Source organism: Lysobacter sp. 05T417 (genome assembly GCF_056396405.1).
The window spans coordinates 1-25,801 of the sequence record NZ_JBFTLK010000005.1; the positions used below are offsets into that span (position 1 = coordinate 1).

Here is a 25,801-nt window from a genome sequence, read left to right on the forward strand (position 1 = left end):
CAAGGAGAGTCCAATAACCGCCCAGCCAGCATCATACGCGGCGGGTGAGAGCGCGACCAAGAGCACGCTGCCCAGGCCAACCAAGAGGCAGAGCCAGAGGAAGGATTTGCCCCTTACACGGTTCGCGAATGCTTCCATGGCCGCCTAACTACGGCTTCGCCGACGTCGGCTGGGTGTTCCTGATCGGCCTGCCGATCTCGGCGATCTGGGGCCTGGCGGCGCCGTCGACGCAGGCGCTGATCACGCGCCAGGTCGGCGCGGACGTGCAGGGCCGCATCCAGGGTGCGCTGATGAGCCTGGTCAGCCTGGCCGGGATCATCGGGCCGGCGGTGTTCGCCGGCAGCTTCGGCTACTTCATCGACGACCGCGCGCCGGTTCACCTGCCGGGCGCACCGTTCCTGATCGCTTCGGGCCTGCTGTGCGTCGCGGTGGTGATCGCGTGGCGCTATGCGCGGGTTCCGGTGCAAGCCACGCCGGTGGTGGCCGCGCAGGCGCGCTGAACTTTCAGTCTTCCAGCGCCGCCAGCTGTTCGGCGGGGAACGGCAGCAGCGCCCAGAACGCGGTGTTGTTGCCGGCCCAGCGGAAGGCGCTCTCGTTGAGGATGTCGAGCAGCGTGTCGAAATCCTCGCCGTGCCCGGCACGCCAGCCATCGGCGTGCTCGACCAGCAGCAGGTAGCCGGGGGCCGGCATCCATGACAGGTCGGCAAGACTGTCGGCCAGCGCATCCCAGTTGCCGCCGAACCAGTCGGGGAACCGCGCGGCGGCTGCGAATCGCTGCATCAGCGCCGCCTTGTCGCTGCAACCGGCCAGGTCGATGCGCAGCACCGCGTAGTCCAGGGCCGCGCCGGCCTGCGCCATCGATTCGGTATCGCGCGCATCGATGAAGTAGGCGCCGCTGTGGGCCGGATCGGCCAGGATCGAACGCAGGTCGGTCGCGCTCATCGGCGTGCCTCCATCGCTGGTGGTTCGAAGCGGCGGAAGCTGCGGTAGTGGTCGTCGCTGTACCAGAACTCGGCCGGTGGATCGCCGCCGGTGATGATGCGGCGCGCGCCGCGGTCATCCGAGCCAGGAGTCTCCACCGTGTACTCGCGGTAATAGCCGCGCGGTTGCGGGGGCAGGCGCTTCTCGCGGTTCTGGAACACGCTGCCATCCTGTCGGTGCGCGTAGGGGCCGCCCTGGGCGATGCGGCCCAGGACATTGCGGGCCTCGCGCGGCAGGAAAGCGGGGTATTGGCTGGCTTCAGCGCTGGAGGGCGCAGACAACGGCGCAGGAACCGGCCCGGACACCGGCTCGGACGTCGGCGCCGACACCTGGCCAGCAGGTGCGGTCACCGGCGCGTGCAGCTCACCGTATCCGGAATGCCGGGTCCACAGCCAAAGCCCGATCAGGACGATGGCGGCGAGCAGGCCGAGGTGGCGACGCTGCATCGATCAGCCGCAACGCAGGCCGGTGATCGCGCCGCGGTCGTTGACGTCGACGTTGATGCGGTCTTCGCGGAAATCCATGGTGGCCGCCTGGCCCGGGCGCAGCACGCGCGATTCGCGGCTGCCGGTATCGCGCAGGATGCGGTTGACGATGTCGTCGTTGACGCCCTGGCCGATGGCCCAGCGCGCGGCTTCGACGTTGCACACGCCAGACGGGGGAACGGCGCCACCCGCAGCGGGCGGTGCGGACGCGCAGCCGGCCAGGGTCAATGCAATCGCGGCGAAAGTAAGGCTGCGGAACATGGGGATTCTCCGTAAGGGTCTGCGTGGGTTGGGCGCACCGTGCGCCCGGTGCCGTGTGCGGGGCGTAAACGCGATGGAGGATAGCCGGTTGGCGTGACGACGCCCCCTGACGCGCGCCTGCGCTATAAATCGGCCATGACTGAGCGCCCCTACGCCCCCGCCTGTGACCGCAACCGCGATCCGATCCTCGACGTACTGCGTGAGCAGTTCGCCGACCGTCGCGATGTACTCGAAGTCGGCAGCGGCACCGGCCAGCACGCGGTGTACTTCGCCGCGGCGATGCCGTGGCTGCGATGGCAATGCAGCGACCAGGCGGCCTCGCTGCCCGGGATTGCGATGTGGCTGGACGAGGCGGCATTGGCCAACACGCCGGCCCCGGTCGAACTGGACGTGGCGGCCGGACCGTGGCCGCGCGCCGACAACGACGACGGCCGATTCGACGCGGTGTTCAGCGCCAACACGCTGCACATCATGGCCTGGCCGGAAGTGCGCGCATTCTTCGCCGGCCTGGCCACCGTGCTCACCGCGGGCGCGGTTGTCGTGGTGTACGGGCCCTTCAACTACGACGGCCAGTACAGCAGCGACAGCAATCGCGACTTCGACGGCTGGCTGAAGGCCCGCGACCCGCGCTCGGGCATACGCGACTCCGCAGAGGTGGATGCGCTGGCCCGTGCGATCGGCCTGCGCCTGGTGGCCGACGTGGCGATGCCGGCCAACAACCGCTGCCTGGTGTGGAAGCGGGACGCCGTGGCTGTGTCGCGCTGACGACGGAGACTTTGCCGAAGCTGGCGAACGTGCGCGTCGTCACGTCATCCGTGGCCTATGGCAGGGGTGCGCAGGCGCCAACCCCCGTAACGATGCGGGGTTGGCCGTCTTCCACAGGGGTTGGTAATGCTTCTTCGTTCTTCTGCGCCGCGCCTGCGCGCACTGCCGTTGCTGGTTTCCACGCTGCTCGCCGCACCCGTCACGCAGGCGCAGACCGCGCCCCCGCAGGACGTGGTCTATCCCGGCACGCTGGCGCTGACCATCGATGCCACCGACCTCAACCACCGCGTCTTCCGCGCCAGCCAGCAGATCCCGGTGCAGCCGGGCCCGCTGACGCTGCTGTACCCGCAGTGGATTCCGGGCAACCACTCGCCCAGCGGCCCGGTCAACCGCGTCGCTGGACTGAAGATCAGCGGCAACGGCCAGCGCATCCAGTGGCGCCGCGACCCGCTCGATGTCTATGCGTTCCAGCTGGTCGTGCCCGAAGGCGTCAGCAGCCTGGATGTCAGCTTCGACGTGCTCACGCCGACCGCCGGCGAACAGGGTCGCATCACCATGACCCAGGACATGCTCAACCTGCAGTGGAACCAGGTCGCGCTGTACCCGGCCGGCCACTACACGCGCCGCATCCAGATCGCCCCGGCGCTGAAGCTGCCCAGCGGCTGGCAGGCCGGCACCGCATTGGAAGTGGCGTCGAAGGAAGGCGACACGGTGCGCTACAAGCCGGTGCCGTTCGACACGCTGCTCGATTCGCCGGTCTACGCCGGCCGCTACTTCAAGCAGGTCGACCTCGACCCCGGCGCGAAGGTGCCGGTGCGGCTGAACATCGTCGCCGACGATCCGAAATACCTGGAGGCCAAGCCGGAGCAGATCGAGGCCCATCGCAAGCTGGTCGCGCAGGCCTACAAGCTCTATGGCGCGCGTCACTACGACCACTACGATTTCCTGTTCTCGCTGTCGGACCAGATGGGCGGCAATGGCCTGGAGCATCAGCGCTCCAGCGAAAATGGCGTCGGCCCGGAATACTTCACCGACTGGGCTGCCAACGCCGCCGACCGCGACCTGCTGCCGCACGAGTTCACGCATTCCTGGAACGGCAAGTACCGTCGCCCGGCCGACCTGACCACGCCCAACTTCAACGTGCCCATGAGCGACACGCTGCTGTGGGTGTACGAGGGCCAGACGCAGTACTGGGGTTACGTGCTGGCTGCGCGCTCGGGCCTGTGGACGCAGGATCAGGCGCGCGATGCGCTGGCGCTGGTCGCTTCGACCTACAGCACCGATCGCCCGGGTTTTGCCTGGCGCAACGTCCAGGACACCACGCTCGACCCGATCATCAATTCGCGCAAGCCGCAGGCGTATCGCAGCTGGCAGATGAGCGAGGACTACTACAGTGCGGGCCAGTTGATCTGGCTGGCGGTCGACAACAAGCTGCGCGACCTGACCGGCGGCAAGCGTTCGCTGGACGATTTCGCCAAGGCGTTCTTCGGGGTCAAGGACGGCGACTGGGACGTCAACACCTACGACTTCGATGAGGTCGCGCGCACGCTCAACGGTGTGGCGGCGTATGACTGGGCGACGTTCCTGCGCGAGCGGGTCGACGCCAATGCGGCGCCGCTCGACGGTCTGGCCGCCAGTGGCTGGAAGCTGGTCTACACCGATACGCCCAGTGCGTACCACAAGGCGATCGAAGCGGATCGCAAGTCGGCCGATTTCAGTGCTTCGCTGGGCATGTCGGTGTCGAGCAAGGATGCGACGGTCAGTGGGGTGCGTTGGGATGGTCCGGCCTTCGATGCGGGTATCGCGCCGGGTGCGACGCTGCTGGCCGTCAACGGTTACGCGTTCGAGAACGATCGGTTGAAGGATGCGGTCAAGGCCAATCGCGATGGGTCCCGGCCGATCGAGCTGGTGGTCAAGCACGGTGAGGTGGTACGGACCGTGCACCTGGACTATCGCGATGGGCTGAAGTATCCGCACCTGGAGCGGATTGCCGGCACGCAGGATCGTTTGTCGAAGATCTTCGCCCCGAAGTAGTTCCGGGCTGATTGCTTCGACGCTCGGGCGCTTCATTGCCCGGTCTTCGTTCGAAGGGCCGTCATCCCCGCGAAGGCGGGGACCCAGCGACGTGCCTTCCGGCACTTATGCGGTCCAGCACAAAGGCTTCGCATGGGTGCGGCTAATCTGGGCACCTGCTCGTGACCGCGGAGACGCGACATGGTGTTTCGACTGTCGGTCGCGCTGTTGACTCTGCTCGTCCTTGCCGGCGTGATCGCGCCCGAGGCCTTTGGCCACTGGAGCCAGCAGGTGCAGGCCATCACGCTGTCCGGCGCCGGCTGGTTGTACCTGGTGATCGTGTTCGGGGTGCTGGTGTTCCTCGGCTATGTCGCCTTCAGCCGTCTCGGCACGCTGCGCATCGGTGGCGAGAATGCCGAACCGGAGTTTTCGCGCGGGTCGTGGTTCGCCATGCTGTTCTCGGCCGGCATGGGCATCGGCCTGGTGTTCTGGGGCGCGGCCGAGCCGTTGTCGCACTACAGCAAGCCGCCCGAAGGCATTGCTCCGCTCAGCAGCGAGGCCGCGCGCGCGGCCGTGCGTTATGCGTTCTTCCATTGGGGCCTGCACCCGTGGGCGATCTACGCGCTGCTGGGGCTGGCGATGGCCTGGTTCCAGTTCAATCGCGGCGCTCGTGGGCTGGTGAGCGATCTGCTCGAGCCGCTGATCGGCAAGCATGTGCACGGCGTCGCCGGGCACGCTGTCGATGTGCTGGCGGTGGTGGCCACGGCCGTGGGTGTCGCCACCACGCTGGGCCTGGGCGCGACCCAGATCAGTGCGGGCCTGAACCATGTCACTGGTATCTCCAGTGGCTTCTCCACGCAGCTGGTGGTGATCGGCGTGGCATTCGTGCTGTACATGGCGTCCAGTGCGACGGGTCTGGATCGCGGCATCAAGTGGTTGTCGAACTTCAACATGGCCGTGGCGGCGCTGTTGCTTGCGCTGGTCATCGTGCTCGGGCCGACCGGCTTCATCTTCGAGACCTTCACCACCACGCTCGGGTCGTACCTCAACCAGTTGCCGGCGATGAGCCTGCGCATGGCGCCGTTCTCCCAGAGCTCTTGGGTGGGCGAGTGGACGATCTTCTACTGGGCCTGGTGGATTTCCTGGGCGCCGTTCGTGGGTGCGTTTTTCGCGCGCATTTCCTATGGGCGCACGTTGCGTGAGTTCGTCGTCGGCGTGGTGTTCGGCCCGGCGCTGGTGAGCTTCCTGTGGTTTGCCGCGTTCGGCGGAACCGCGTTGTTCCAGCAGATCTTCGGCAGCGTCGACCTGTTGGCGGTACTCGAGCACGGCTACCAGCACGTGCTCTTCGCGATGCTCGGGCAATTGCCGATGGCGACGCTGCTGGCCTGGGTTGCGATCGTGCTGCTGCTGAGCTTCTTCGTCACCTCGGCCGACTCGGCCACGCTGGTGCTGGCCAGCATGTCCAGTGACACCGCGGGGGATCCGCCGTTGTCGCGGCGCGTGGTCTGGGGCGTCATGCAGGCCGCCATAGCGGTCGCGCTGTTGGCCGCGGGCGGGCTGGATGCGCTGCAGGCAGTGGTGATCATCGCCGCGTTGCCGTTCGCGCTGCTGCTGGTGGCAGTAATGGTGTCGCTGCATCGCGTGCTCTCGCAGGATCTGCGCCGACGCGAACGCGAAGCGCGCGAACTGCACCGCGCGGAATTGCGCTGGCTGACGCAGGAGCGCGAGCGCAGCCTGGCCGGCGGCAACGATCAGGCGCCGCCCGGCGGAACGGCTTAGACATGCACAGCACCTATGTGCGACCCTCCCCCGCAACCCAGGACCGATGCAAGCCCAATGACGGACGCCCCCGGCACTGCCTCCGATACGTCGCTACGGGGGGAAGCTGCGCTGGTGCGCTCGCTGGGCTCGTTCCAGCTGGGTGCCTCGATCATCAACATCATCGTCGGCGCCGGCATCTTCATGCTGCCGGCCCTGCTGGTCGCGCGCATGGGCAAGGCCGCGCCGCTGGCCTTCGTCGCCGGTGCGGTGGCGATCATTCCCATCGCCCTGTGTTTCGCCGCGGTCGGTAGCCGCGCCTCGGCCACCGGCGGCCCGTACACCTATGTCACCGCCTGCTTCGGGCCGTTTGCCGGTTTCCTGACCGGGGCGCTGATGTGGATCTGCAACGTCGCCTCCAGCGCCGGCGTTGCCGCGGCGCTGACCAGCCAGGTCGCGCATGCCTATCCGCAGTTCGCGCTGGCCTCGCCGCGCGCGCTGCTCATCGCCGCGGTGTACAGCGCGCTGTTCGCCCTCAACGCATTCGGCGTCAAGCTCGGCGCGCGCATGATCGTGGTGCTGGCGGCGCTGAAGCTGACTCCGTTGTTCCTGCTGGCAACGCTGGGCCTGTTCTTCGTCGACTGGCAACAGGTCAGCTTTGCCTGGGCCGATGTGCCGTCGTGGTCGGCGCTGGGTTCGTCGCTGGTGCTGGTGGTGTTCGCCTATGCCGGCATGGAGACCGCGCTGGTGCCGTCGGGCGAAGTGCGCGATCCGGCCCGGCACGTGCCGCGCGCAACCATGAGCGCAATAGTGATCGTGGTGCTGCTCTACATCGGCATCCAGGCCGTGTGCCAGGGCATGGTCGGCGACAACCTGCCTGCCAGCACCGCCCCCATCGCTGACGCCGCCCACGCGCTGTGGTCACCGGGACGCACGCTGCTGCTGGTGACGGCCTGCGTGTCGATGCTCGGCTTCCTGATGGGCAATCTGTTCTCGTCGTCGCGGCTGCTGTTCGCGCTGGGCCGCGACGGTTTCCTTCCGCGCGCCTTCGGCCTGGTCGACGTGCGCCATCGCGTGCCGATGCTGGGCCTGTTCGCCCATGCCGCCGTCGCCATCGTGCTCGCCGTGGCCGGCAGCTTCGAGACCCTGGCGCTGATTTCCGGCGGTGCCATTTGCCTGGTGTTCGCCGCGGTCGCGGTGTCGGCGTGGTGGGCGCAGCGGATCAACCTGCGTGGCCAGGGCGAACCGCTGGTGCTTCCCGGCGGTCCGCTGGTGCCGGGCCTGGCGGTGCTGACCATGGCCGCGATCCTGGCCACGCTGACCGAGAACGAATGGGTGGCGATCGCGCTGTCGTTGACGGCGCTGGTGGTGGTCTACGCGGTGCTGGCGGCGATGCGCGGCCGCGGCGCGCGCAAGTCGGCGATCTGAGCAGTGTCCCCGGCATGACCGGGTGCCGCGGCTGCGTCGATCCTCAGCCGCGATGCTCCAGCGCCAGGTACTCCGCCGATTGCATTTCGATCAGGCGCGATGCGGTGCGCTCGAAGGCGTGGGCGAGCTTGTTGCCGGCATACAGCGCGGTCGGGACCACGGCCGCGGTGCAGACCAGGTTGACGTGACGGTCGTAGAGCTCGTCGATGAGGTGGACGAAACGTCGCGCCGGGTCGTCGTTGCTGCCGTCGAACAACGGGATGCCGCCGACCAGCACCGTGTGGCACTCGGTGGCGATCTCGATGTAATCGCTGGCCGCGCGCGGACCTTCGCACAGTGCGGCGAAATCGAACCAGGCGTGGCCCTCGGCCAGCGCGCGCACCGGGATCTGGCGGCCGTCGATCACCAGCGGCCCGTCTTCACGCGGGCAGGTCGCGGTGAGCTCGTGCCAGCGCTCGCCCAGCCAGGTGTCGGAGGCGGCATCGAGCGGGGCGCGGTACACCGGTGAGCGGGTCAGCGCGCGCAGGCGGTAGTCGTGGGCGCTGTCGAGATGAAGCACCCGGCAATAGCGCTCGAGCTGCGCGATCGCGGGGACGAAGCTGGCGCGTTGCAGCCCGTCCTTGTAGAGGTTGCGCGGCTCGGTATTGGACGTGGTGACCAGCACCACCCCCTCGGCGAACAGGCGTTCGAGCAGGCGGCCAAGCAGCATCGCGTCGCCGATGTCGTTGACGAAGAACTCGTCGAGCACCAGCACGCGCAATTGCTGGCCCCATTCGCGCGCGATCGACGCCAGTGGATCGCTCTCGCCGGCGTGCGCGTGCAACTGCGCGTGGACCTCGCGCATGAAGCGGTGGAAGTGCGTGCGGCGCTTGCCGATGGCGTCGTCGCCGGCCACGGGCAGCGAATCGAAGAAGAGGTCGATCAGGAAGGTCTTGCCGCGGCCGACACCGCCCCACAGGTACAGCCCCAGCGCAGCCTGCGGCTTGCGCCCGAGCAGGCCGTCGAGCAACCCGCGCCTGCGCGGCTCGCGCAGCGCGGCATGAATACGGTCGAGCTCGCGCAGCGCGGGATGCTGGGCCGGATCGTCGTTCCAGTCGCCCCGGGCGACACCGGCGGCATAGAGCGTGGACGGCGTTCCGGTCGGGGCCGCGTCCAGGACGACCGTGCTCATGCGTCTTGAGGCGCCTGTTCCGGCGGCAGGTAAGGCTTCACGCCGTGCTTGATCACGCCGCGCAGGTCGATCAGGCGGCGGTGGAAGAAGTGGCTGGTGTCGGGCATCTTCACCAGCTCCGGCGGCTGCCGCAGTTGCTTGAGGCTGTCGAGCCAGGCGTACACGGCCTGCGGGTCGACGATCTCGTCGGCTTCGCCCTGGATCACCAGCCACGGGCACTCCGGCGGCACGATCTTGCTGAAGTCCCAGTTGCGGCCGGCGGCCGGCGGCGCGATCGAGATCACCATGCCCGGCTTGAGTTCGGCCGCGCACTTGAGGGTGATGTAGGAGCCGAAGCTGAAACCGGCCAGCCACAGCTGCGCGTCCGGGCGCCGCGCGCGCACCCATGCAGCCACCGCGCGCAGGTCGTCGGCCTCGCCGTGGCCGTGGTCGAAGCTGCCGGTGGAGGCGCCAACGCCACGGAAGTTGAAGCGCACCGTGGCCGCGCCCGACTCGCGCAGTGCGCGCGCCGTCATCGTCACCACCTTGTTGTGCATCGTGCCGCCGTCGGTCGGCAGCGGGTGGCAGATGATCGCCACGACCGGCCGGGCTGGCGCCTCGGGCGCCTCGACGGTGAGTTCGAGCGCGCCGGCCGGACCATCCAGCAGCAACGTGGTGGCGGCGTCGGTGGGGAACGCGGGAGTGTTCATGCGCTCATGATACGGGGAGGCGGGTTCAGGCTCCGTAATCCGACGGCCCCGGGACCTTCCACCAGAACCGTCATCCCGGCGAACGCCGGGATCCATTGCTCGGCTTCAGCGCCCGCGCAGGTCGAAACCCAGCAACAGCGGGTCGTGGTCGGAGCTGCGCCACGGCCCGGCGCCGCCGCCGCGATAACCGGCGCTCTCGGGTTCATCGGCATTGCTGTGCCACTCGGCGGCGCCACGCAGGCGCTTCGCCAAGTCCGCGCTGAGCAGGGCATGGTCGAGCCGGCCGAGCTTGCCGTCGTAGACGTAGCTGTAGGGGGCCTCGCTGTTGGGGGCATCACTGTTGGATGCCGCGACAGCGAACGCGTCGCGCCAGCCATCCTCCTCGAAGGCGCGCAGCGGCGATTCGCGCGCATACGCGTTGAAGTCGCCCACCAGCAGGGTCAGCGAGCGGCCGTGACCGGTCGGGTTGGCGATGGCAAAGCTGGCGAGCAGGCGCGCCGACATGGTGCGCGTGGCGTTCCAGCAGCCGGCGCCATCGCCCTGGTCGCGATCGTCTCCTTCGGCGCCGCTGCAGCCCTTCGACTTGAAGTGGTTGGCGATGACGACGAGCGTCGCGCCATCGACGCGACCGTCCTTGATCGGCACGAACGCCTGCGCCATCGGCGCGCGGCTGTGCGGCCCGAACGGACCGCCTTCCATTGTCACCGGACGGCCCTGCGCGCGAACGCGGTCGCCGCGGTAGATCAGGCCGACCCGGATCGCGTTGTCGCCCGGGCCCTGGCGGGCATCGACGAAGCGCCAGCTCGCGCCGCCGGCGCCGGCGGCGTTGAGCGCATCGACCAGCGAGGCGATGCTGGAGTCGCGGCCGTAGCCATCGTTCTCCAGTTCCATCAGGGCGACGATGTCGGCATCCAGGGCGCTGATGATGGCGACGTGCTTGGCCAGCTGCGCCGACAGTTCCGCCGGGGTGCGTGCGCCGCGCGGGGTCGGGAAACCACCGCCGTGGCCATCGCCGTTGAAGAGGTTCTCCAGGTTCAGCGCCGCCACACGGACGTCGCCGGCCACCATCGGCGGCTGTGGCCGCGGGGCGGCTACCAGGCTCGGGCGCGACGTTAGCTGCAGGCGATAACCGGCGTCGGCCTGGTCGAGGATGCCGCTGACGCCGTCGAGGCGACTGCCGCTGCGCGCCTGCGCCAGGCCCTCGGGCCATGCGACCGCCAATTCGCCGTCGCCGTCGCCGGCTTCGAGCCAGAGCTGTCGGCGCGCGTTGTCCGCAATGATCGCGCGCGCGGCCTCGGTACCCGGCTCGGCGCGCTCGGTCGGCTGCCACAGGCGCGCACCGACGCTGGCCAGGACGCGGCCGCGCTTGCCCAGGTCGCCACTGTCTGCCAGCAACACCGGCGCCTGGATCCGCACCGCCATGCCTTCCAGCCGTTCCCAGTCCGCCACCGCTTCGGCCACGGCGACCGGCGTCACCGTCCCGTGCCCGAGGCGCTGCACCTGGGCCTGTTCGAGGGCGGTGCGGCTGGCGCGGCCACGGGCCTGTTCGACCACCACGCCGCGCACCCGCACGCGGTCGCCGGGCACGATCCGGTCGCCGGCATCGTTGCCCGCGACGAAAATCGCATCGGAGCTGGCCTCGTCGCCGTCGCCGTCGTCCTGCAGGAACCAGCCGCCCCCCTTGGCGCCTGCGCTGACCACGCCCTCGACGGTGACCGTCTGCCCCAGTAGCGGACTCTGCGCACCGGTGCCCTGCACGCGGCCGATCGCGATGGCATCGGCAGGGCTGGAAAGGGTGTTGCAGCCGGCCAGCAGGCACGGCACGAGCAGCAGGGCGAAAGCGGTCGGGCGGGTCGGGGTCATGGCGCGTTGGCAGCAGGGCGGTCGCGCATTATCACGACGAATGACGGCACTGGCTCGCCAGAAACGACAACGCCGCCCGGAGGCGGCGTCGTGCAAAGCGGGCGGCGATGCCGGCGCTTACTTCAGGTTGCCCAGCATCCAGTCGACCGTGGCCATGACCTGCTCGTCGGTCAGGGCCGGGTTGCCGCCCTTGGCCGGCATCACGCCGGACGTGCCGGTGAAGCCTTCGATGGCGTGCTTGTGCAGGGTGTCCTTGCCCTTGCCGATGCGCTCGGCCCAGTGGGCCTTGTCGAGCGTCGGCGCGCCGCCGGCGCCGGAGGTGTGGCAGCCGGTACACAGGTTGTTGAAGATCACCGAGCCGTCGGTGGTGCCGCCATAGGCGACCTGCGAGGCGGCCTGGGCAGCGGCAGCGGCCGAAGCGGCGGCCTGGGCCGCGGCGCCGGTGGTGCCGGCATAGACCGAGCCGACCGGCGCGATGCGTTCGGCGGTGCGCTTGGCCACGTCGGGGTTGATCTCCGGCGGCAGCTGGTCGTGCACGAAGCTCGCAGCCACCATCAGGCCCACGGTGACCAGCATGAGGAAGCCGATCACCATCGAGAATTTCTTAAGGAACTCAAGGTCGTAATTGCGCACAAACCCACCTATGGCACGCACCCTTGCCGGGCACGCGTAGCTTCGACGAATAGTGGCCAGTATAAAGCCCGCCCCCGTGCTCCAGGCCACAGCAGGCCTGGGACATGGAAGTGGCGCGCCCGGAGGGATTCGAACCCCCGACCAATGGCTTCGGAAGCCACTACTCTATCCGGCTGAGCTACGGGCGCCTGGCTAAGATCCTGCGCGAATGGCCTGACCGGATGAATCCGATCACAGTCGCTCCGCGCGGGGCTGGCATTCTATCTGCAAATGCCCGGTCACGGGCTGCCGCGGCCGCCTTCAAGCCGCATTTCGCGCCCTCCGGGCGCCAATCGACCATCATCAGTCGCTGGAATATGAGTTACGAACGCTTCGAAACCCCGCCCGTCGAGCCGTGGAAGGCGCGCCTGGCCCTGTACTGGAAGCTGGTCCGCGGCGACCGCCCGATCGGCTGGCTGCTGCTGCTGTGGCCGACCTGGTGGGGCCTGTGGCTGGCGGCCGAGGGCATGCCACCGCTGTGGACGCTGTTCGTTTTCAGCGCCGGCGTCTGGCTGACCCGCTCGGCCGGCTGCGTGATCAACGACTACGCCGACCGCTGGCTCGACCCCCACGTCGAACGCACCCGGGACCGCCCGCTGGCGACCGGCGAGGTGCGCGGGCGCGAGGCGCTGGCGCTGTTCGCTGTGCTGATGCTGGCGGCTTTCGCCCTGGTGCTGACGATGAACCGGCTCACCATCTGGATGAGCTTCATCGGCGTGCTGCTCGCGGCCAGTTATCCCTATCTCAAGCGCTACACCCACCTGCCGCAGGTCTACCTCGGCGTGGCCTTCGGCTGGGGCATTCCAATGGGCTTCGCCGCCGTACGCGGCGAGGTGCCGGCGCTGGCCTGGCTGCTGTACGCGGCCAACATCGTCTGGTCGACCGCCTATGACACCTGGTACGCGATGGTCGATCGCGACGACGACCTGCGCATGGGCAGCCGGTCGACGGCGATCCTGTTCGGCGAGATGGACCTGGTCGCGCAAGGCGTGCTGTACGCGCTGTTCTTCGGCGCACTGGTGCTGGTCGGCCAGCGCGCGGGCATGGGCGACTACTACTGGGCCGGCGTGGCGGTTGCTTTCGCGCTGGTCGTCTACGAGTTCGTCATCGCCCGCACCCGCGAACGCGCGGCCTGCTTCCGCGCGTTCCTGCACAACCACTGGGTCGGGCTGGCGGCGTTCGCCGGCATCGCGCTCGATTACGCGATGCGCGGGCCCACGGCCTGACGTGGACGACTGACGCGCCTGCCTAGACGTATCTGGCCAGCTTGCGCAGGCGGAAGCCGGCGATGATCTGCAGCACGCCGTAGAACAGCGCGACCACGCCGATCCACAGCGCCACCGTCACCAGCCCTGCCGCCGGGCGGGCGAAGAACATCACGCCCAGTGCGATCGCCAGCACGCCGCTCAGGGCGATCAGCCATTCGCCTTCGATCTCCTTGCGCACGCGGATGGCCAGGACGATGCGCCAGATGCCGGCGATCACCAGCCACACCGCCAGCAGGAGCAGGAGGATGCCGGCCACGGCCAGCGGGTGCATCACGGCCATCAGTCCGAACGCGATCGAGGCCACGGCATACAGCGCCAGCCAGCCCTTGGACACAGTGACGTCCTTGCGGAACAGGGCGAACACGCTGATCAAGCCTTCGGCCAGCGCCATCACGCCGAACGCCCAGGCCATCGCGATCGCGGTGCTGCCGGGCCAGACGAATGCGCTGATGCCGAACAGCACGGCGATCACGCCGTACACCACCAGCACCCACCAGCTGCGTCCCAGGCTTGCCAACAATCCACTGCGGCTCATCGCGATCTCCTTTGCGTCGATGGCGGGCAGGGTGAACGCGGGGCGGTTTGGAGCGCGTGAAGCCCAAATGCACGTTCGTGACTGGCAGCGGCCGGTCAATTGCGCTGCAATCGGCGTATCCCAGTGCCGGAGTCCGCCCATGCCTCGCCTGTGCCTGTCGTTGTTGTTGATCTGTGCCGCCACGTCCAGCCAGGCCCAGCAGGCGCCGGTGCGAGAGCATCTGGCACCCGCCGGCTGGGAAGATTCGTACCACGGCCTGCACTACAGCCCGGTGGTGCGCATCGGCGATCGCGTGATCATCTCGGGGATTCCCGCGGCCGAGGGCGATACCGAAGAGGACAAGATCCGTTGGGCGTTCGAGCAGATGAAGGCACACCTTGCGACGGTCGGTGCAACGATGGCCGACATCGTCGAGCTGCAGAGTTTTCACGTCGCGCGCGACCACGACGAATTTCGCCGCCGCATCGAGCCGGTGCTGAAGGTGCACCGCGAGTTCTTCAAGGATCACTACCCGGCGTGGACGGCGGTCGGCACCACGGCGCTGTACTCGAAAGACGCGCCGATGGAGATCCGCGCTGAGGCAATCATTGGTTCGGGCGCGAAGGCGAAGGCGGATATTCCGGTGCCGACTGCACCTTAGGCGTCTAGTGTTGGGTGTTGGGCGTTGGGCGTGAGGCTTGTGGCTTCCGAAGGGCGTCGTGCGCCGGGCCGGGGATTGCTCCGCCCCTTAGTCGAACATCCTGTCCGATGCGGGGCGCGGGACATCCATGTCCCGCTGCTGCGCAATCCCCGACCCGGCGGACGACGCTCCAGCGTTTCATTACCCGGTCTTCGTTCCTCAAGCCGTCATTCCCGCGAAGGCGGGAACCGATGGACGTTGCTTCGTGCGCTCCTATCCGCCATTGCGCGACGCTTGCCGCCGCAGCAGGCGCCATCCCAGCAGCAGTTGCACGACGCCATAAAGCAGCGCACCCACCGCGACCCACAAGGCGATCGTGTTCAGGCCGATGTCGGGCTTGGCCAGGAACAGCACGCCCAGGGCGATGGCCAATGCGCCGCTCAGTGCCAGCAGCCATTCGCCGCTGACCAGCTTGCGCAGCAGCGAGGCGAACACCAGGCGGGCGATTCCGGCGACGATCAGCCACAACGCCAGCAGCCACAACATTGCTTCGGCGAGCCACAGGGGTTGGTACAGGGCGAGCGCGCCCAGTCCGATCGATGCCGCTGCGTACGCGATCAGCAACCAGTTCGGCAGCGAGATGTCCTTGCGGAACACGCTGAGCAGGCTGACCGCACCGTCGATCAGGGCGAGCAGGCCAAAGGCCATCACCATCACCTGCACGGTCCGCTGCGGCCAGCACAGCATCGCGATGCCGAACGCCAGCGCGATCACGCCGTACAGCACGAACACCCAGCCACTGCGCGCGACCGATTCGTCCTCGATCCTGCCCATCACCTGCTCCAGTCGGTGAAAGTCGCTGCATGGATACGGCGCGGCCGCGGTCAGGTCAAGTCGCCGTCTGGTTTCCAGGCCCGCAACTAGGCTCGGACGAACTCCGCCAGCAGTGCGTACTGGCCACGGTCCGCTGCACGGATCGCTTCCAGGTAGGTCCGCCTAACGCGATCGGCCGGGACGCTTCGCGCGCCCCAGGTAAACCCGACGGCGCCGTTCTGGGTCAGCGTCAGAGGCCGCGGTCCGGAACGCGAATGAATACTTATAGGTAAACAAACGTCAAAACAAAGTTACCTCCAGGTATCCAAATGCGCTTCGGCCTACTCCTTGTGTGCCGGCTTCCACTCGCTCTGGCCAGCCGCCGCAGCGTGCGCCAGCCCCGTCACCACGCCGAGCGACGCGTCGCCGGTGACGATCGCGGCGTCCGGAAAGACGTCCCGCACGGCCACCGGCACGTACGGTGAACGCGACATGCCGCCGGTGAGGTACACGACCTCCGGTTCGTAGGGCAGCTCCGCCCTGGCGCGGCGCATCAGGTCGCAAAGGTGGCGCAGGAACGGGCTGGCCGCGTCCTCCAGCCGCGCCTTGTCGAGGCGCACCTGCAGGCCGTCTTCGATGTAGTCGAGTTCGAACTCGACCCGGTCCTCGTCGCTCAGGCGGATCTTGGCCTGCTCCACGGCACGGTTCAGGCGCACCGTGTGGCCGGGCAGCTTGAGCTGTTCCAGACGGGCGCCGAAAGGGGCCTCGACATGCTTGAACGAGGCGTGCTTGAACCTGTTCTGCCGCTCCAGGTCATGCACGGTCGATGCCTCGTAGTAGCGGTGCACCGCGGTCGGCGTCACGCCCTTGCCGAACAGCGCCATGACGCCGCGCATGCTCAGCTCGATGTCGACGTCGGTGCCGCCGACCGGGTCGCCCCACGAACCGTCGATGACCGGCGCCGCAGCCGGCCCGCCGACATTGGCGAGCGCGATATCGGTGGTGCCGCCGCCGATGTCCAGGATCAGCGTCCGGCGTGGCGTGGCCACGCCGCGGTGATAGCCGAAGGCCGCCGCCGCGGGTTCCTCGAGGAAATCGACCGAATCGAATCCGGCCGCGCAGGCCGCGTCCGTCAGGATCTCCAACGCCTGCGCGCCGCCTGCTTCCTTCATGCTGCTGCGAAATCGCACCGGCCGGCCCATGAGCGCCGATCGCACCTCGGTGCCAAGCTGCGCCGATGCCGAGGTGCGGATGTGCCGCAGCAACTGCGTGGCGATCCGCAGCAGCGCCTCGCGCGCATTGCCCTCGAGCTTGTAGCCCAGCATCGACTTGGGCGAGACCACGAGATGACCGCTGCCGCTGGCCATGTACGCCTTGACGGCTTCGTCTCCGTACAGCGCGTTCTGCACGTCCGCGCCGGCATCCATCGCCTTGCGGATCTCATTGGCCGCCCATTGCCGGCGCACCGCGACCACGGCGGCACGGTGGATCTCGTGATCCGATTGCCTGCGCGCTGTTGGCACCAGGGCAAGCGCCTGTGCGCGCTGGTGCTCCGGCCGCCGCATGGCTTCATCGCGCAGGCGCTGTACGCGCGCCTGGTCCTGGGTCTGGTCGCGGCGCGCCCCGGCGACGAGCGCCCCCACCTGATCTTCCAGTTCGGGCGTCAATTCGAACTGCGCGACATCGGGCATGCGCAGCGGGAAGAACACCGTCGTTCGAAACTGCCGGTCGTCGCCGAAACGGATCAGCTGCGGCTGGCCGTCGACGACCGCACCCGCGGCTGAATAACTCGTCCCGAAGTCGATTCCAATCCGCATGGCGCTGCTCTGTGTCGTGTTCTGCCGGTGTGACCTGTCAGTTTGACGCCAACGCTTCGAGCACGCCGACTAATCGCACCGACTAATCGCACCGACTGATCGCATCGACTGATCAGGCCACCCGCGCGCACACCCAGACATCGACCCGCGCCACGCCGGCGCGTTGCAGGGCCGTGGCCGCGGCGCGCGCCGTGGCGCCGGTGGTCATGACGTCGTCGATCACGGCGACGTGCGCCGGCAGAGCGGCACCCACGCGGGCCGCGAAGGCATCGCGCACGTTGCGGCGGCGATCATCGCCATCCAGCGTCGACTGCGGTGCGGTCGCCCGCCGGCGCAACAGCAGGTCATCGCGCAGCGGCAGCTGCAGTGCGCGCGCCAGGGGACGCGCCAGTTCCAGCGCCTGGTCGTATCCGCGGCGGCGCAACCGCGAGCGGTGCAGGGGCAGCGGCACCAGCGCCTGCGGCGGCTCGGCGCGGGCCAGGCTGCGCGCCATCAGCGCCGCCAGCAGTCGGGCGCTGGCGAGGTCGCCATGGAACTTCACCCGTGGCAGCAGCCGGTCCAGCGGCGGTGCATAGAGAAAGACCGCGCGGGCCGACGCTTGCGGCGGCGGCCGGCGCAGGCATCCGCCGCAGGTGGTCGCGGCGGTCGCCAGCGGCAGGGCGCAGCGTGCGCAGGCGCCCAGGTTGAAGGGCAGGTCGGCGTGGCAGGCCCGGCACAGATCCAGCCCGTCATCGCCCGGGTCGGCGCAGAGCAGGCAGCGTGGCGGCCACAGGGCCGCGCCGAGGCGCCGCAGCCAGCCTCCCGGCGCCCCGTCAACTTGATCGCCCCCTGTTTGGTTGACAGTGCCGGCCACGCTTTCCAGACTGCCGGCCCTGTCCCGCCGCAACTGTCGGAAAAGCCATATGTCAGCTGTAAGCGCTGCGCCTTCCCCTTCCTCGACCCCCGCCGCCGACCTCACCGCCCTGCGCCACGACTGGTCGCGCGCGGAAGTACGCGCCCTGTTCGACCTGCCGTTCCCGGAGCTGCTGCACCGCGCCGGCCAGGTCCACCGCGAGACCTTCGACCCGGCCGAAATCCAGGTCAGCACGCTGCTGTCGATCAAGACCGGCGGTTGCCCCGAGGATTGCGGCTACTGCCCGCAGGCCGCCCGCTACCACACGGGCGTCGAAGCCACGAAGCTGATGAGCACCGAGGCGGTGATCGAAAAGGCCCGCCAGGCCAAGGCCGCCGGCGCCAGCCGCTTCTGCATGGGCGCGGCCTGGCGCTCGCCGAAGGACCGCGACATCCCGAAGGTCGCGGCCATGATCTCGGAAGTGAAGGCGATGGGCCTGGAGACCTGCGCGACGCTGGGGATGCTCTCGGGCACGCAGGCGCAGGCGCTGCGCGAGGCCGGCCTGGACTACTACAACCACAACCTCGACACCGCGCCGGAGTTCTACAACCAGATCATCCACACCCGCGAGATGCAGGACCGGCTCGACACCCTGTCGCACGTCCGCGACGTCGGCATGAAGACCTGCTGCGGGGGCATCGTCGGCATGGGCGAGACGCGCGAACAGCGCGCCGGCCTGCTGCAGACCCTGGCCAACCTGCCGGCGCACCCGGACTCGGTGCCGATCAACCGCCTGGTCCAGGTCGAGGGCACGCCGCTGGCCGGGTCCGAGCAGCTGGACCCGTTCGAATTCGTCCGCACCGTGGCCGTGGCCCGGATCCTGATGCCGCGCTCGATGGTCCGCCTCTCGGCCGGCCGCGAGGCCATGAGCGACGAGCTGCAGGCCCTTTGCTTCCTCGCCGGGGCAAATTCCATCTTCTACGGTGAGAAATTGCTGACGACCGGTAATCCCGACACCGAGCGGGATATGGCATTGTTTGCCCGACTGGGCCTGCGACCGATGCAGGTCACTCAACAGGGGACCACCGTGCACGCCGATATCGTCGAACAAGTCGACGTCGATCCGTCGTCTTCGTCGTTCTGCCCGACCCGGGCGGCCTAGCCATGGGCCGGGAGACGTGGCGTGAGCGTATCGAGGCAGCGCGCGAACAGCGCGTGGCGAACGCGCGCGTTCGCGTCCGGCGCACGGTCACCCAGCGCGATGGTGCGCGCTGCGTGGTCGACGGCCGCTCCCTGCTGAACTTCTGCGGCAACGACTATCTCGGCCTGTCGCAGCACTTCGCCGTGGTTGGCGCGCTGCAGGACGCGGCCTCGCGCGAGGGCGCCGGTGGCGTCGCCTCGCACCTGGTCTGCGGCCACCACGCCATCCACGACGCGCTCGAGCGCGAACTCGCCGACTGGCTCGGCGCGCCGCGCGCGCTGCTGTTCGGCAGCGGCTACATGGCCAACCTGGCGGTGATCCAGTCGCTGCTGGGCGATGACGACGTCTGCGTCCAGGACCGGCTCAACCATGCCAGCCTGATCGACGCGGCGCGCCTGGCCGGTTGCCGCCTGCGCCGCTACCCGCATGCCGATGCCGAGGGCGCCATCCGCCAGCTGCGCGGCATGCCCGAAGGCATGGCGATGATCGCCACCGACGGCGTCTTCAGCATGGACGGCGACGTCGCCCCGCTGCGCGAGCTGGCCCTGGTCGCACGCGTGCAGAAGGCGCTGCTTTATGTCGACGATGCCCATGGCATCGGCGTGGCCGGCCCGGATGGCCGGGGCACCGTCGCCGCAGCCAAGCTCGGCACTGCCGACGTACCCCTGCAACTGGCGACGCTGGGCAAGGCCCTGGGCGGCTACGGCGCGGCGATCGTCGGCGACGCCGACCTGATCGGGCACCTGTCCGAGACCGCGCGCACCTACATCTACACCACCGCCTTGCCGCCGGCCCAGGCCGCGGCGACGCTGGCCGCGGTCAAGCTGGCACGCACCGAACATTGGCGCCGCAACAAGCTCGAGGAACTGACCGGTCGCTTCCGCGAACGCGCCCAGCGCCTCGGCCTCGACCTGCTCGACTCGCAAACGCCCATCCAGCCGGTCCTGTGCGGCGAAGACGACCGCGCACTGGCCATGGCGCAGGCGCTCGAACAGGCCGGTTACTGGGTCGCGGCGATCCGCCCGCCGACCGTGCCGGAAGGCCGCGCGCGTCTGCGCGTGACGCTCTCGGCACTGCATGGCGCCGGCGATGTCGACGGCCTGGTCGATGCCATCGCCAAGGCCCGCGACCGCCTCAACCTCGGCATGACCGGCCTGCCCGAGCGCAATCTCGCCCTGGTTCGATGAGGTGGCCGGTGAACGGTCACCGGTGAGCGGCGAGCGCGACCTCGCGCGCCTGCTCGCCAGCCTGCAGGTCACCGCGCGCGACGGCGAGTTTGTCTTCGTCAGCCGGCCCGTCGCAGATCCTGGCCTGGCGGCGCTGTCGGAGGCCAGCGTCCGCGAGGACGAAGGCGTCACCTACGTGCTGCCCCGCGCCAAGGCCGATGCCCTGCGCCTGTCCTACGATTTCCGCGCCGCCTGGCTCAGCCTGGGCGTGCATTCGGCGCTCGAAGCGGTCGGACTGACCGCAGCCGTCGCCACCGCGCTGGCGCGGCACCAGATCCCCTGCAACGTCCTGGCCGGCTTCCACCACGACCACCTGCTGGTCGCGGCGGAACGACGCGAGGAGGCGCTTGCAGTGCTTTCTGCGCTTTCAGCGCTTTCGGTGCAGGCGTCGGCGCGCTGAGCACGGATAATCGGCTGCCGGGATGATTCCCGGCACGGATGCCACCCCCACGCCGCAAGGCACCTGGTTCCAAGGCAACACAACATGTACATCGAGACGCGCGGGCAAGGTCCCGCGCTGGCAATGATTCACGGCTGGGCCATGCACGGCGGTCTGTTCGCACCGTTGGCCGACCGCCTGGCCGAGCGCTACACGCTGCACCTGGTCGACCTGCCCGGGCACGGCAACTCGCGCGACGACACTACCCCGCTGCAACCGCAGGCGCTGTCGGCGCAGCTGGTCGAACGCGTGCCCGGTGCGGTCTGGCTGGGCTGGTCGCTGGGCGGGCAGTTCGCATCGCGCGCCGCGCTCGATTTCCCGCAACGCGTGCGCGGACTGATCATGATCGCGTCGTCGCCGCGGTTCGTCGCCGACAACGGCTGGCCGCATGGCGTCACGCCGCAGTTGTTCCGCGATTTCGGCGATGCGCTCAGTCGCGATTTCCGCGGCACGCTCGAGGGCTTCCTAGCGCTGGAGGCGCTCGGCTCGCCGCATGCGCAGGAAGAGCTGCGCAGCCTCAAGGTGCAGGCGTTCGAGCGCGGCGAGCCGGCCGAGCGCGCGCTGCAGGAGGGGTTGGCGCTACTCGACGGTCTGGATCTGCGCGCGGAGCTGCCGCAGTTGCAGGTGCCGAGCCTGTGGATTTCCGGGCGTCGCGATCGCCTCGTGCCGGCCGGTGCGATGCCGGCCGCGGCCGCATTGGCGCCGAACGCGCGCAGCGTGGTGATCGCGCACGCGGGGCACGCGCCATTCCTCGGTGCGACGGATCAGGTGGCGAAGGAAATCGACGCGTTCATGGCCGACGAGGCCGCGCAGGTGCCGGCATGACCGACCTGTTCGACCACCGCCAGGTCCGCCGCGCCTTCTCGCGCGCCGCGCACGGCTACGACAATGCCGCCGCGTTGCAGCGCGAAGTCGCCTCGCGCCTGATGGAACAGCTGGACTACCTCGACGATCCCGCGCTCGACCGCGCGCCGCCGCAGGTCGTGCTCGACGTCGGGTGCGGCCCCGGCCATGCCAGCATCGCGATGCAGAAGCGCTGGCCGAAGGCCCAGGTGGTCGCGCTCGACCTCGCCCAGCCCATGCTGCGCGAGACTGCCCACAACGCCGGTGGCTGGCGGCCGCGATTCCTCGGCGGCGCGCGTCCGCACGCGGTCTGCGCCGACGCGCGCGCGCTGCCGCTGCGCGATGGCAGCGTCGACGTGCTGTTCTCCAACCTGTGCCTGCAGTGGGTCGAGGACCTGCCGTCGGTGTTCGCCGGGTTCCGCCGCGTGCTCAAGCCCGACGGTCTGATGCTCGTGTCTACCTTCGGTCCCGGCACGCTGCATGAACTGCGCGGCGCCTTTGCCGAAGCCGACAACGTCCAGCACGTCAGCGCATTCGCCACGATCGCCCAGTTCGGCGACGCCCTGATCGCCGCCGGTTTCAAGAACCCGGTGCTCGATCGCGACGAGTTCGTGCTCGGCCACGCCGACCTGGGCGAGCTGATGCGCGAGCTGCGCACGCTCGGTGCCACCAATGCCAACCTCGATCGCCGCCGCAGCCTGACCGGCCGCGCCCGGTTCGCCCGCGCCGCACAGGCTTACGAGCCCTGGCGTCGCGACGGCCGCCTGCCGGCGACCTGGGAAGTCATCTACGCCCACGCCTGGGGTCCGCAGCCGGGCACGCCGATCCGCGTCGGCGGCGTCGACGAAGTGCAGGTGCCGGTGAGCCGGATCCCGATCCGGAAACGCACGTGAGCGGGCGCCGACTGGCGCTGGCGGCGGTCGCCATCGCCCTGGCCTCGGCGTTCTTCTTCACCTGCACCTACGTGCTCAACCGCGCCGCCGCGGTGGACGGCGGGCACTGGGCATGGACCGCGTGCCTGCGCTACCTGATCACGCTGCCGCTGATGCTGCCGGTCATGCGCCTGCAGGGCGGCATGGCGCCAGTGTGGCGCGCGATCCGTGCGCACCCGGGGCCGTGGCTGTTGTGGAGCGGTATCGGCTTCGTCCTGTTCTATCTGTGCCTGAGTTTTGCGGCGTCCAGCGGCCCGTCGTGGCTGGTGGCCGGCACGTTCCAGCTGACCGTGATCGCCGGGATGCTGTGCGCGCCATTCCTCTATCGCGATGCGCGCGCGCGGATCCCGCTGCCGGCATTGCTGACCGGAATGCTGGTGGTGGTCGGCGTGCTGTTGATGCAGTTCGGCCACGGTGGCGGCGCTCTCGATCGCGATGGCTGGATCGCGCTGGTGCTGGTTGCCGTGTCGGCGTTCGCTTACCCGCTCGGCAACCGCGGGCTGCTCCTGCACCTGGAGAAAGCCGGCGTCGAACTCAATGCCACCCAGCGCGTGTTCGGCATGACCCTGGCAAGCCAGCCGATGTGGCTGGTGGTGGCCGCGTTTGCGTGGGCCGGCACGGGCCTGCCTTCGTCCGGACAGGTCTGGCTGGCCGGCGGTGTCGCGCTCGGCGCCGGCGTGATCGCGACCGTGCTGTTCTTCCAGGCCACCGGCATGGTCCGCAACGACCCGACCGCACTGGCCGCGGCCGAGGCGATGCAGGCGGCGGAGATCCTGTTCGCCACCGTGATCGGCGTGCTCTGGCTCGGCGAGCAGTGGCCGCAGGGGCGTGCGCTGGGCGGCGCGGTGCTGGTGGTGGTCGGCATCGTGGTCTTCAGCCTGGTTGCCGCACGCGCGGCCGCCGGCGACCGGCGTGCAACACAGGAACTGCGCGGCGATCGCGGCGCGTAGCCGCGACGGCCGTTGGCGGCGCGCCCGTCGTTCAGGCGGCTCTGGTTAGATTCGCACCATGCCGCGCACCCCACACTTCATCCGTCGCCCACTGCTGGCCTTGGCGTTGATCTGCAGCGCGACCGCCAGCGTGCCTGCCCTTGCCCAGGACCGGTTGCTCGAGCAATGGGGCATCGACGCCGGCGCCCTGGTCGGCGATGGCCGGCAGATGCTGCTGCGCGCACCCGATGCCAGCATCGACGGCCTGTTCCAGGCGATCCACGCAGGCGCGCAGTCGCCGCAGGACGCGCGGGTCATGTGTGAGCTGTTCGATCCCGGCGCCGAGCGCACGCTCGACGGCTACAACCAGATTGCCTCGCAATTGAGCCAGGTCAGCCGCGTGCGCTTCGCCAATGCCGTCGCCGATTTCTTCGTCGCCGCCGCCCAGAGTCCGCCGCAACCCTACGACCCAGCGCTGGCGATGCAGGCATTGAAGGCCGCGGGCGTTCGCGCGGCGATCCTCAACGACGGCTTCCTGGCCGGGCTCAACGGCAACGACCACCCGGCACGATGCCGCTCCGTGGGCGCACTGCTCGACTCGCTGCAGACGCGGCCGGTGGCCGAACGCGCCTCGGTGATGCGCCTGCTGCTGAGCCAGGGACTGGACTACCTGGCAGTCGCCGGCGGCGGGCGCTGATCGGCAACGTGCTCCACCTGGAACATCACCCGTTTCTGGTAGGGCGTTCCCAGCAGGCTGGCCCGGTAGCCATAAGAGGCGATGCGCGCCTGCACGACCGGCCAGTCGGCCTGCTTGCACACCCAGACCACGCCGGCTTCGTGTTCGCCCAGTTCGACGTCGAGCGGTTCGTCGTAGGCCGGGTTGAAGCGCGGCTGCGGTAACGCCTCCAACGAGATCTTTTCGACTTCCGTGCCGGTGCCCAGGTGCAGGTGCAGGCCATATCGGGCCATGTCCTCGACGAACACCACTTCGTGCACGTCGCCAGGCGCGCGTTCGCGGATGGCATCGGCCCAGGCCGACGCGTCCTTGTGGGTCGGCCACCACGCCAGCGCCAGCTTGAGCGAGAGCAACAGCGCCACCCAGGCCAGCAGCCACGGCCAGCGTGGCAGCGCGCGACCCTCGCGCTGCCATTGCAGGGCAACGATGCAGGCCATCGGCAAGAACAACGGCAGCAGATACAGCGGCATGCGCGAACGCGAGAGGCAGAACACCACCAGCGGCAGCAGCAGCCACAGCGCCGTCAGCAGCCAGGGCGCGTCGGCCTGGCGTTGTCCGGCATCGCCCCGCCATCGACGCGCGAAGGTGGGTATCGTGCGCGCCCAGCGCCACAGTGCCGGCGTCCACGGCAGCGTTCCGAGAACGACCGTTGGCAGGTAGATCTCGAGCCAGCCGTACCACTCGCCATGGCGGCCGAACTCGCCGGTGGCCACGCGGTTCACCACCTCGTCGCCGATGAAGTAGTGGAACAGTCCGGGATTGCCGTGGAAAACCGCGAGATACCACGGCAACGCCAGCACCACGAACAGCACGATCCCCGACCACTGCAGGGTCCGGTGCAGGCGTCGGCCGGGCATCAGGAAATCGAACAGCAGCACCACCGGCAGAGGCAACAGTCCGGCCGGACCCTTGGTGATGAAGGCCAGCGCGAAGCCGACCCACATCACCGCGATCCAGCGCCGCGGATGCCGCCCGGTGCCGAAGCGCGCCTCGACGAACGCCCACATCGCCAGCGCCTCGCAGGCGGCCAGCACATAGTCGGTGGTGATCAGCTGCGATGCGCCAACCGTGAACAGCATGGAGGAATAGGCAAGCGCCGCCGCCCGTTCGCTGCCAGGCGACAGCCTTCTGGCGATGCGCCAGGCAAACCAGACGCACAGCAGATACGACAGCGCCGCCGGCAGGCGCGCGGCCCAGGGATTGGCGCCGAACACGGCCACGCTGGAGGCAATGGCCCAGTAGGTCAGTGGCGGCTTGGTCCAGTGCCCGACTTCATGGTTGCGATGCGGATTGAGCCAGTCGCCGCTGTGCAGCATGTTCAGCGCGACGTTGGTGTAGCGGCCCTCGTCGGGATCCCAGATGCCGCGCGTGCCGAGAAAACACAGCGCCAGCACCACCGACATCGCGGCGATCCAGAGCGACGGGGAACGCAGAGCGTTGTGCATGCAGACTCGAAGACAGCCTTGGCTGCGACACTCTAGTGACGGAAACGTAAAGAGACTGTCGGAACGCGTGGCGCCTGGAG

General features: G+C 69.0%; 25 protein-coding genes, 1 tRNA gene and 1 pseudogene. 14 read left to right on the forward strand and 13 right to left on the reverse strand.

Annotation, left to right across the window (positions count from 1 at the left end; translation table 11 throughout):
• Window positions 1-149: 149 nt before the first annotated feature.
• Window positions 150-500 (forward strand): annotated as a pseudogene (locus AC1DER_RS09625) (tetracycline resistance MFS efflux pump); the annotation flags it as partial.
• 4 nt (window positions 501-504) lie between these two features.
• Here AC1DER_RS09625 and AC1DER_RS09630 read toward each other — a convergent pair.
• From AC1DER_RS09630 to AC1DER_RS09640, 3 genes are read right to left on the reverse strand one after another with little or no spacing between them, the layout of a single operon-like run.
• Window positions 505-942 carry a barstar family protein gene (locus AC1DER_RS09630; RefSeq protein ID WP_477248101.1) on the reverse strand — a complete coding sequence of 146 codons (438 nt, stop codon included), beginning with the start codon at window positions 940-942 and terminating at the stop codon, window positions 505-507.
• Window positions 939-1,427 carry a guanyl-specific ribonuclease gene (locus AC1DER_RS09635; protein ID WP_477248099.1) on the reverse strand — a complete coding sequence of 163 codons (489 nt, stop codon included), beginning with the start codon at window positions 1,425-1,427 and terminating at the stop codon, window positions 939-941. Before AC1DER_RS09635 ends, AC1DER_RS09630 begins: the two co-directional genes overlap by 4 nt.
• 3 nt (window positions 1,428-1,430) lie before the next feature.
• On the reverse strand, window positions 1,431-1,727 hold the full coding sequence (locus AC1DER_RS09640) for an I78 family peptidase inhibitor (RefSeq protein ID WP_477248097.1): 297 nt from the start codon (window positions 1,725-1,727) through the stop codon (window positions 1,431-1,433).
• A gap of 135 nt (window positions 1,728-1,862) precedes the next feature.
• On the opposite strand from AC1DER_RS09640, the gene AC1DER_RS09645 reads away from it, so the two are divergent.
• The 4 genes from AC1DER_RS09645 (at window position 1,863) to AC1DER_RS09660 (ending at window position 7,691) form a co-directional block, all read left to right on the forward strand.
• Window positions 1,863-2,492, forward strand: a complete 630-nt coding sequence (locus AC1DER_RS09645) for a DUF938 domain-containing protein (RefSeq protein WP_477248095.1) — start codon at window positions 1,863-1,865, stop codon at window positions 2,490-2,492.
• A gap of 126 nt (window positions 2,493-2,618) precedes the next feature.
• Complete coding sequence (locus tag AC1DER_RS09650) at window positions 2,619-4,526, forward strand: M61 family metallopeptidase (RefSeq protein ID WP_477248093.1); 1,908 nt, start codon at window positions 2,619-2,621, stop codon at window positions 4,524-4,526.
• Between the two features lie 180 nt (window positions 4,527-4,706).
• On the forward strand, window positions 4,707-6,284 hold the full coding sequence (locus AC1DER_RS09655; RefSeq protein WP_477248091.1) for a BCCT family transporter: 1,578 nt from the start codon (window positions 4,707-4,709) through the stop codon (window positions 6,282-6,284).
• Between the two features lie 57 nt (window positions 6,285-6,341).
• Window positions 6,342-7,691, forward strand: a complete 1,350-nt coding sequence (locus AC1DER_RS09660) for an APC family permease (protein WP_477248089.1) — start codon at window positions 6,342-6,344, stop codon at window positions 7,689-7,691.
• 43 nt (window positions 7,692-7,734) lie between these two features.
• On the opposite strand, the gene zapE is transcribed toward AC1DER_RS09660, so the two are convergent.
• The 5 genes from zapE to AC1DER_RS09685 form a co-directional block, all read right to left on the reverse strand.
• Window positions 7,735-8,862 (reverse strand): cell division protein ZapE, encoded by a 1,128-nt coding sequence (gene zapE, locus AC1DER_RS09665; RefSeq protein WP_477248087.1) that lies wholly within the window; start codon window positions 8,860-8,862, stop codon window positions 7,735-7,737.
• Window positions 8,859-9,551: an alpha/beta hydrolase gene (locus tag AC1DER_RS09670; RefSeq protein ID WP_477248085.1), complete on the reverse strand. Its 693-nt coding sequence runs from the start codon at window positions 9,549-9,551 to the stop codon at window positions 8,859-8,861. Before AC1DER_RS09670 ends, zapE begins: the two co-directional genes overlap by 4 nt.
• 105 nt (window positions 9,552-9,656) lie before the next feature.
• Entirely contained in the window at window positions 9,657-11,414 is a 1,758-nt protein-coding gene (locus tag AC1DER_RS09675) for an ExeM/NucH family extracellular endonuclease (RefSeq protein ID WP_477248083.1), read from the reverse strand.
• A gap of 117 nt (window positions 11,415-11,531) precedes the next feature.
• Window positions 11,532-12,047, reverse strand: coding sequence for a c-type cytochrome (locus AC1DER_RS09680; RefSeq protein WP_441815588.1), 516 nt, complete (start codon window positions 12,045-12,047; stop codon window positions 11,532-11,534).
• A 111-nt stretch (window positions 12,048-12,158) separates the two neighbouring features.
• Window positions 12,159-12,235 (reverse strand) — tRNA-Arg (locus tag AC1DER_RS09685).
• A 168-nt stretch (window positions 12,236-12,403) separates the two neighbouring features.
• Here AC1DER_RS09685 and ubiA point away from each other — a divergent pair.
• Entirely contained in the window at window positions 12,404-13,312 is a 909-nt protein-coding gene (gene ubiA, locus AC1DER_RS09690; RefSeq protein WP_477248080.1) for a 4-hydroxybenzoate octaprenyltransferase, read from the forward strand.
• Window positions 13,313-13,334: 22 nt separating this feature from the next.
• Here ubiA and AC1DER_RS09695 read toward each other — a convergent pair whose 3' ends face one another.
• Window positions 13,335-13,889, reverse strand: a complete 555-nt coding sequence (locus AC1DER_RS09695; protein ID WP_477248078.1) for an HdeD family acid-resistance protein — start codon at window positions 13,887-13,889, stop codon at window positions 13,335-13,337.
• A 67-nt stretch (window positions 13,890-13,956) separates the two neighbouring features.
• On the opposite strand from AC1DER_RS09695, the gene AC1DER_RS09700 reads away from it, so the two are divergent.
• Window positions 13,957-14,529 (forward strand): Rid family hydrolase, encoded by a 573-nt coding sequence (locus AC1DER_RS09700; RefSeq protein ID WP_477248076.1) that lies wholly within the window; start codon window positions 13,957-13,959, stop codon window positions 14,527-14,529.
• A 252-nt stretch (window positions 14,530-14,781) separates the two neighbouring features.
• Here AC1DER_RS09700 and AC1DER_RS09705 read toward each other — a convergent pair whose 3' ends face one another.
• From AC1DER_RS09705 to AC1DER_RS09715, 3 genes are all read right to left on the reverse strand, one after another.
• Entirely contained in the window at window positions 14,782-15,342 is a 561-nt protein-coding gene (locus tag AC1DER_RS09705; protein ID WP_477248074.1) for an HdeD family acid-resistance protein, read from the reverse strand.
• Window positions 15,343-15,662: 320 nt separating this feature from the next.
• On the reverse strand, window positions 15,663-17,138 hold the full coding sequence (locus tag AC1DER_RS09710) for an Hsp70 family protein (RefSeq protein ID WP_477248073.1): 1,476 nt from the start codon (window positions 17,136-17,138) through the stop codon (window positions 15,663-15,665).
• Window positions 17,139-17,250: 112 nt separating this feature from the next.
• Window positions 17,251-17,991, reverse strand: coding sequence for a ComF family protein (locus AC1DER_RS09715; protein ID WP_477357911.1), 741 nt, complete (start codon window positions 17,989-17,991; stop codon window positions 17,251-17,253).
• A gap of 49 nt (window positions 17,992-18,040) precedes the next feature.
• On the opposite strand from AC1DER_RS09715, the gene bioB reads away from it, so the two are divergent.
• The 7 genes from bioB to AC1DER_RS09750 all read left to right on the forward strand — a co-directional run bounded on the left by bioB (window position 18,041) and on the right by AC1DER_RS09750 (window position 24,237).
• On the forward strand, window positions 18,041-19,132 hold the full coding sequence (gene bioB / locus AC1DER_RS09720) for a biotin synthase BioB (RefSeq protein WP_477247432.1): 1,092 nt from the start codon (window positions 18,041-18,043) through the stop codon (window positions 19,130-19,132).
• A 2-nt stretch (window positions 19,133-19,134) separates the two neighbouring features.
• A complete protein-coding gene (gene bioF, locus AC1DER_RS09725) occupies window positions 19,135-20,358 on the forward strand; it encodes an 8-amino-7-oxononanoate synthase (protein WP_441815580.1) in 1,224 nt (407 codons plus the stop codon).
• Between the two features lie 22 nt (window positions 20,359-20,380).
• Window positions 20,381-20,797, forward strand: a complete 417-nt coding sequence (locus AC1DER_RS09730; RefSeq protein WP_477247429.1) for an ACT domain-containing protein — start codon at window positions 20,381-20,383, stop codon at window positions 20,795-20,797.
• 84 nt (window positions 20,798-20,881) lie between these two features.
• Window positions 20,882-21,661, forward strand: coding sequence for a pimeloyl-ACP methyl ester esterase BioH (bioH, locus tag AC1DER_RS09735; protein WP_477247427.1), 780 nt, complete (start codon window positions 20,882-20,884; stop codon window positions 21,659-21,661).
• Complete coding sequence (bioC, locus tag AC1DER_RS09740; protein ID WP_441815577.1) at window positions 21,658-22,572, forward strand: malonyl-ACP O-methyltransferase BioC; 915 nt, start codon at window positions 21,658-21,660, stop codon at window positions 22,570-22,572. Before bioH ends, bioC begins: the two co-directional genes overlap by 4 nt.
• Window positions 22,569-23,561 carry a multidrug resistance efflux transporter family protein gene (locus tag AC1DER_RS09745; protein ID WP_477247423.1) on the forward strand — a complete coding sequence of 331 codons (993 nt, stop codon included), beginning with the start codon at window positions 22,569-22,571 and terminating at the stop codon, window positions 23,559-23,561. The genes bioC and AC1DER_RS09745 overlap by 4 nt, the downstream gene beginning before the upstream one ends.
• 58 nt (window positions 23,562-23,619) lie before the next feature.
• A complete protein-coding gene (locus AC1DER_RS09750) occupies window positions 23,620-24,237 on the forward strand; it encodes a hypothetical protein (protein ID WP_477247421.1) in 618 nt (205 codons plus the stop codon).
• Here AC1DER_RS09750 and AC1DER_RS09755 read toward each other — a convergent pair.
• On the reverse strand, window positions 24,207-25,721 hold the full coding sequence (locus tag AC1DER_RS09755) for an ArnT family glycosyltransferase (protein WP_477357914.1): 1,515 nt from the start codon (window positions 25,719-25,721) through the stop codon (window positions 24,207-24,209). The two genes, AC1DER_RS09750 and AC1DER_RS09755, sit on opposite strands and share 31 nt — an antisense overlap.
• Window positions 25,722-25,801: the final 80 nt, after the last annotated feature.

What these genes read in the sequence shown, in the direction of transcription:
- AC1DER_RS09655 (WP_477248091.1), top strand. Translation starts at nt 4,707, where the DNA reads ATGGTGTTTCGACTGTCGGTCGCGCTGTTGACTCTGCTCGTCCTTGCC.
- AC1DER_RS09650 (WP_477248093.1), top strand. Translation starts at nt 2,619, where the DNA reads ATGCTTCTTCGTTCTTCTGCGCCGCGCCTGCGCGCACTGCCGTTGCTG.
- AC1DER_RS09635 (WP_477248099.1), bottom strand. Translation starts at nt 1,427, where the DNA reads ATGCAGCGTCGCCACCTCGGCCTGCTCGCCGCCATCGTCCTGATCGGG.
- AC1DER_RS09640 (WP_477248097.1), bottom strand. Translation starts at nt 1,727, where the DNA reads ATGTTCCGCAGCCTTACTTTCGCCGCGATTGCATTGACCCTGGCCGGC.
- AC1DER_RS09670 (WP_477248085.1), bottom strand. Translation starts at nt 9,551, where the DNA reads ATGAACACTCCCGCGTTCCCCACCGACGCCGCCACCACGTTGCTGCTG.
- bioF (WP_441815580.1), top strand. Translation starts at nt 19,135, where the DNA reads ATGGGCCGGGAGACGTGGCGTGAGCGTATCGAGGCAGCGCGCGAACAG.
- AC1DER_RS09710 (WP_477248073.1), bottom strand. Translation starts at nt 17,138, where the DNA reads ATGCGGATTGGAATCGACTTCGGGACGAGTTATTCAGCCGCGGGTGCG.
- AC1DER_RS09700 (WP_477248076.1), top strand. Translation starts at nt 13,957, where the DNA reads ATGCACGTTCGTGACTGGCAGCGGCCGGTCAATTGCGCTGCAATCGGC.
- AC1DER_RS09750 (WP_477247421.1), top strand. Translation starts at nt 23,620, where the DNA reads ATGCCGCGCACCCCACACTTCATCCGTCGCCCACTGCTGGCCTTGGCG.
- bioH (WP_477247427.1), top strand. Translation starts at nt 20,882, where the DNA reads ATGTACATCGAGACGCGCGGGCAAGGTCCCGCGCTGGCAATGATTCAC.
- AC1DER_RS09675 (WP_477248083.1), bottom strand. Translation starts at nt 11,414, where the DNA reads ATGACCCCGACCCGCCCGACCGCTTTCGCCCTGCTGCTCGTGCCGTGC.
- bioB (WP_477247432.1), top strand. Translation starts at nt 18,041, where the DNA reads ATGTCAGCTGTAAGCGCTGCGCCTTCCCCTTCCTCGACCCCCGCCGCC.
- ubiA (WP_477248080.1), top strand. Translation starts at nt 12,404, where the DNA reads ATGAGTTACGAACGCTTCGAAACCCCGCCCGTCGAGCCGTGGAAGGCG.
- AC1DER_RS09660 (WP_477248089.1), top strand. Translation starts at nt 6,342, where the DNA reads ATGACGGACGCCCCCGGCACTGCCTCCGATACGTCGCTACGGGGGGAA.
- AC1DER_RS09705 (WP_477248074.1), bottom strand. Translation starts at nt 15,342, where the DNA reads ATGGGCAGGATCGAGGACGAATCGGTCGCGCGCAGTGGCTGGGTGTTC.
- zapE (WP_477248087.1), bottom strand. Translation starts at nt 8,862, where the DNA reads ATGAGCACGGTCGTCCTGGACGCGGCCCCGACCGGAACGCCGTCCACG.
- AC1DER_RS09755 (WP_477357914.1), bottom strand. Translation starts at nt 25,721, where the DNA reads ATGCACAACGCTCTGCGTTCCCCGTCGCTCTGGATCGCCGCGATGTCG.
- AC1DER_RS09630 (WP_477248101.1), bottom strand. Translation starts at nt 942, where the DNA reads ATGAGCGCGACCGACCTGCGTTCGATCCTGGCCGATCCGGCCCACAGC.
- AC1DER_RS09645 (WP_477248095.1), top strand. Translation starts at nt 1,863, where the DNA reads ATGACTGAGCGCCCCTACGCCCCCGCCTGTGACCGCAACCGCGATCCG.
- bioC (WP_441815577.1), top strand. Translation starts at nt 21,658, where the DNA reads ATGACCGACCTGTTCGACCACCGCCAGGTCCGCCGCGCCTTCTCGCGC.
- AC1DER_RS09695 (WP_477248078.1), bottom strand. Translation starts at nt 13,889, where the DNA reads ATGAGCCGCAGTGGATTGTTGGCAAGCCTGGGACGCAGCTGGTGGGTG.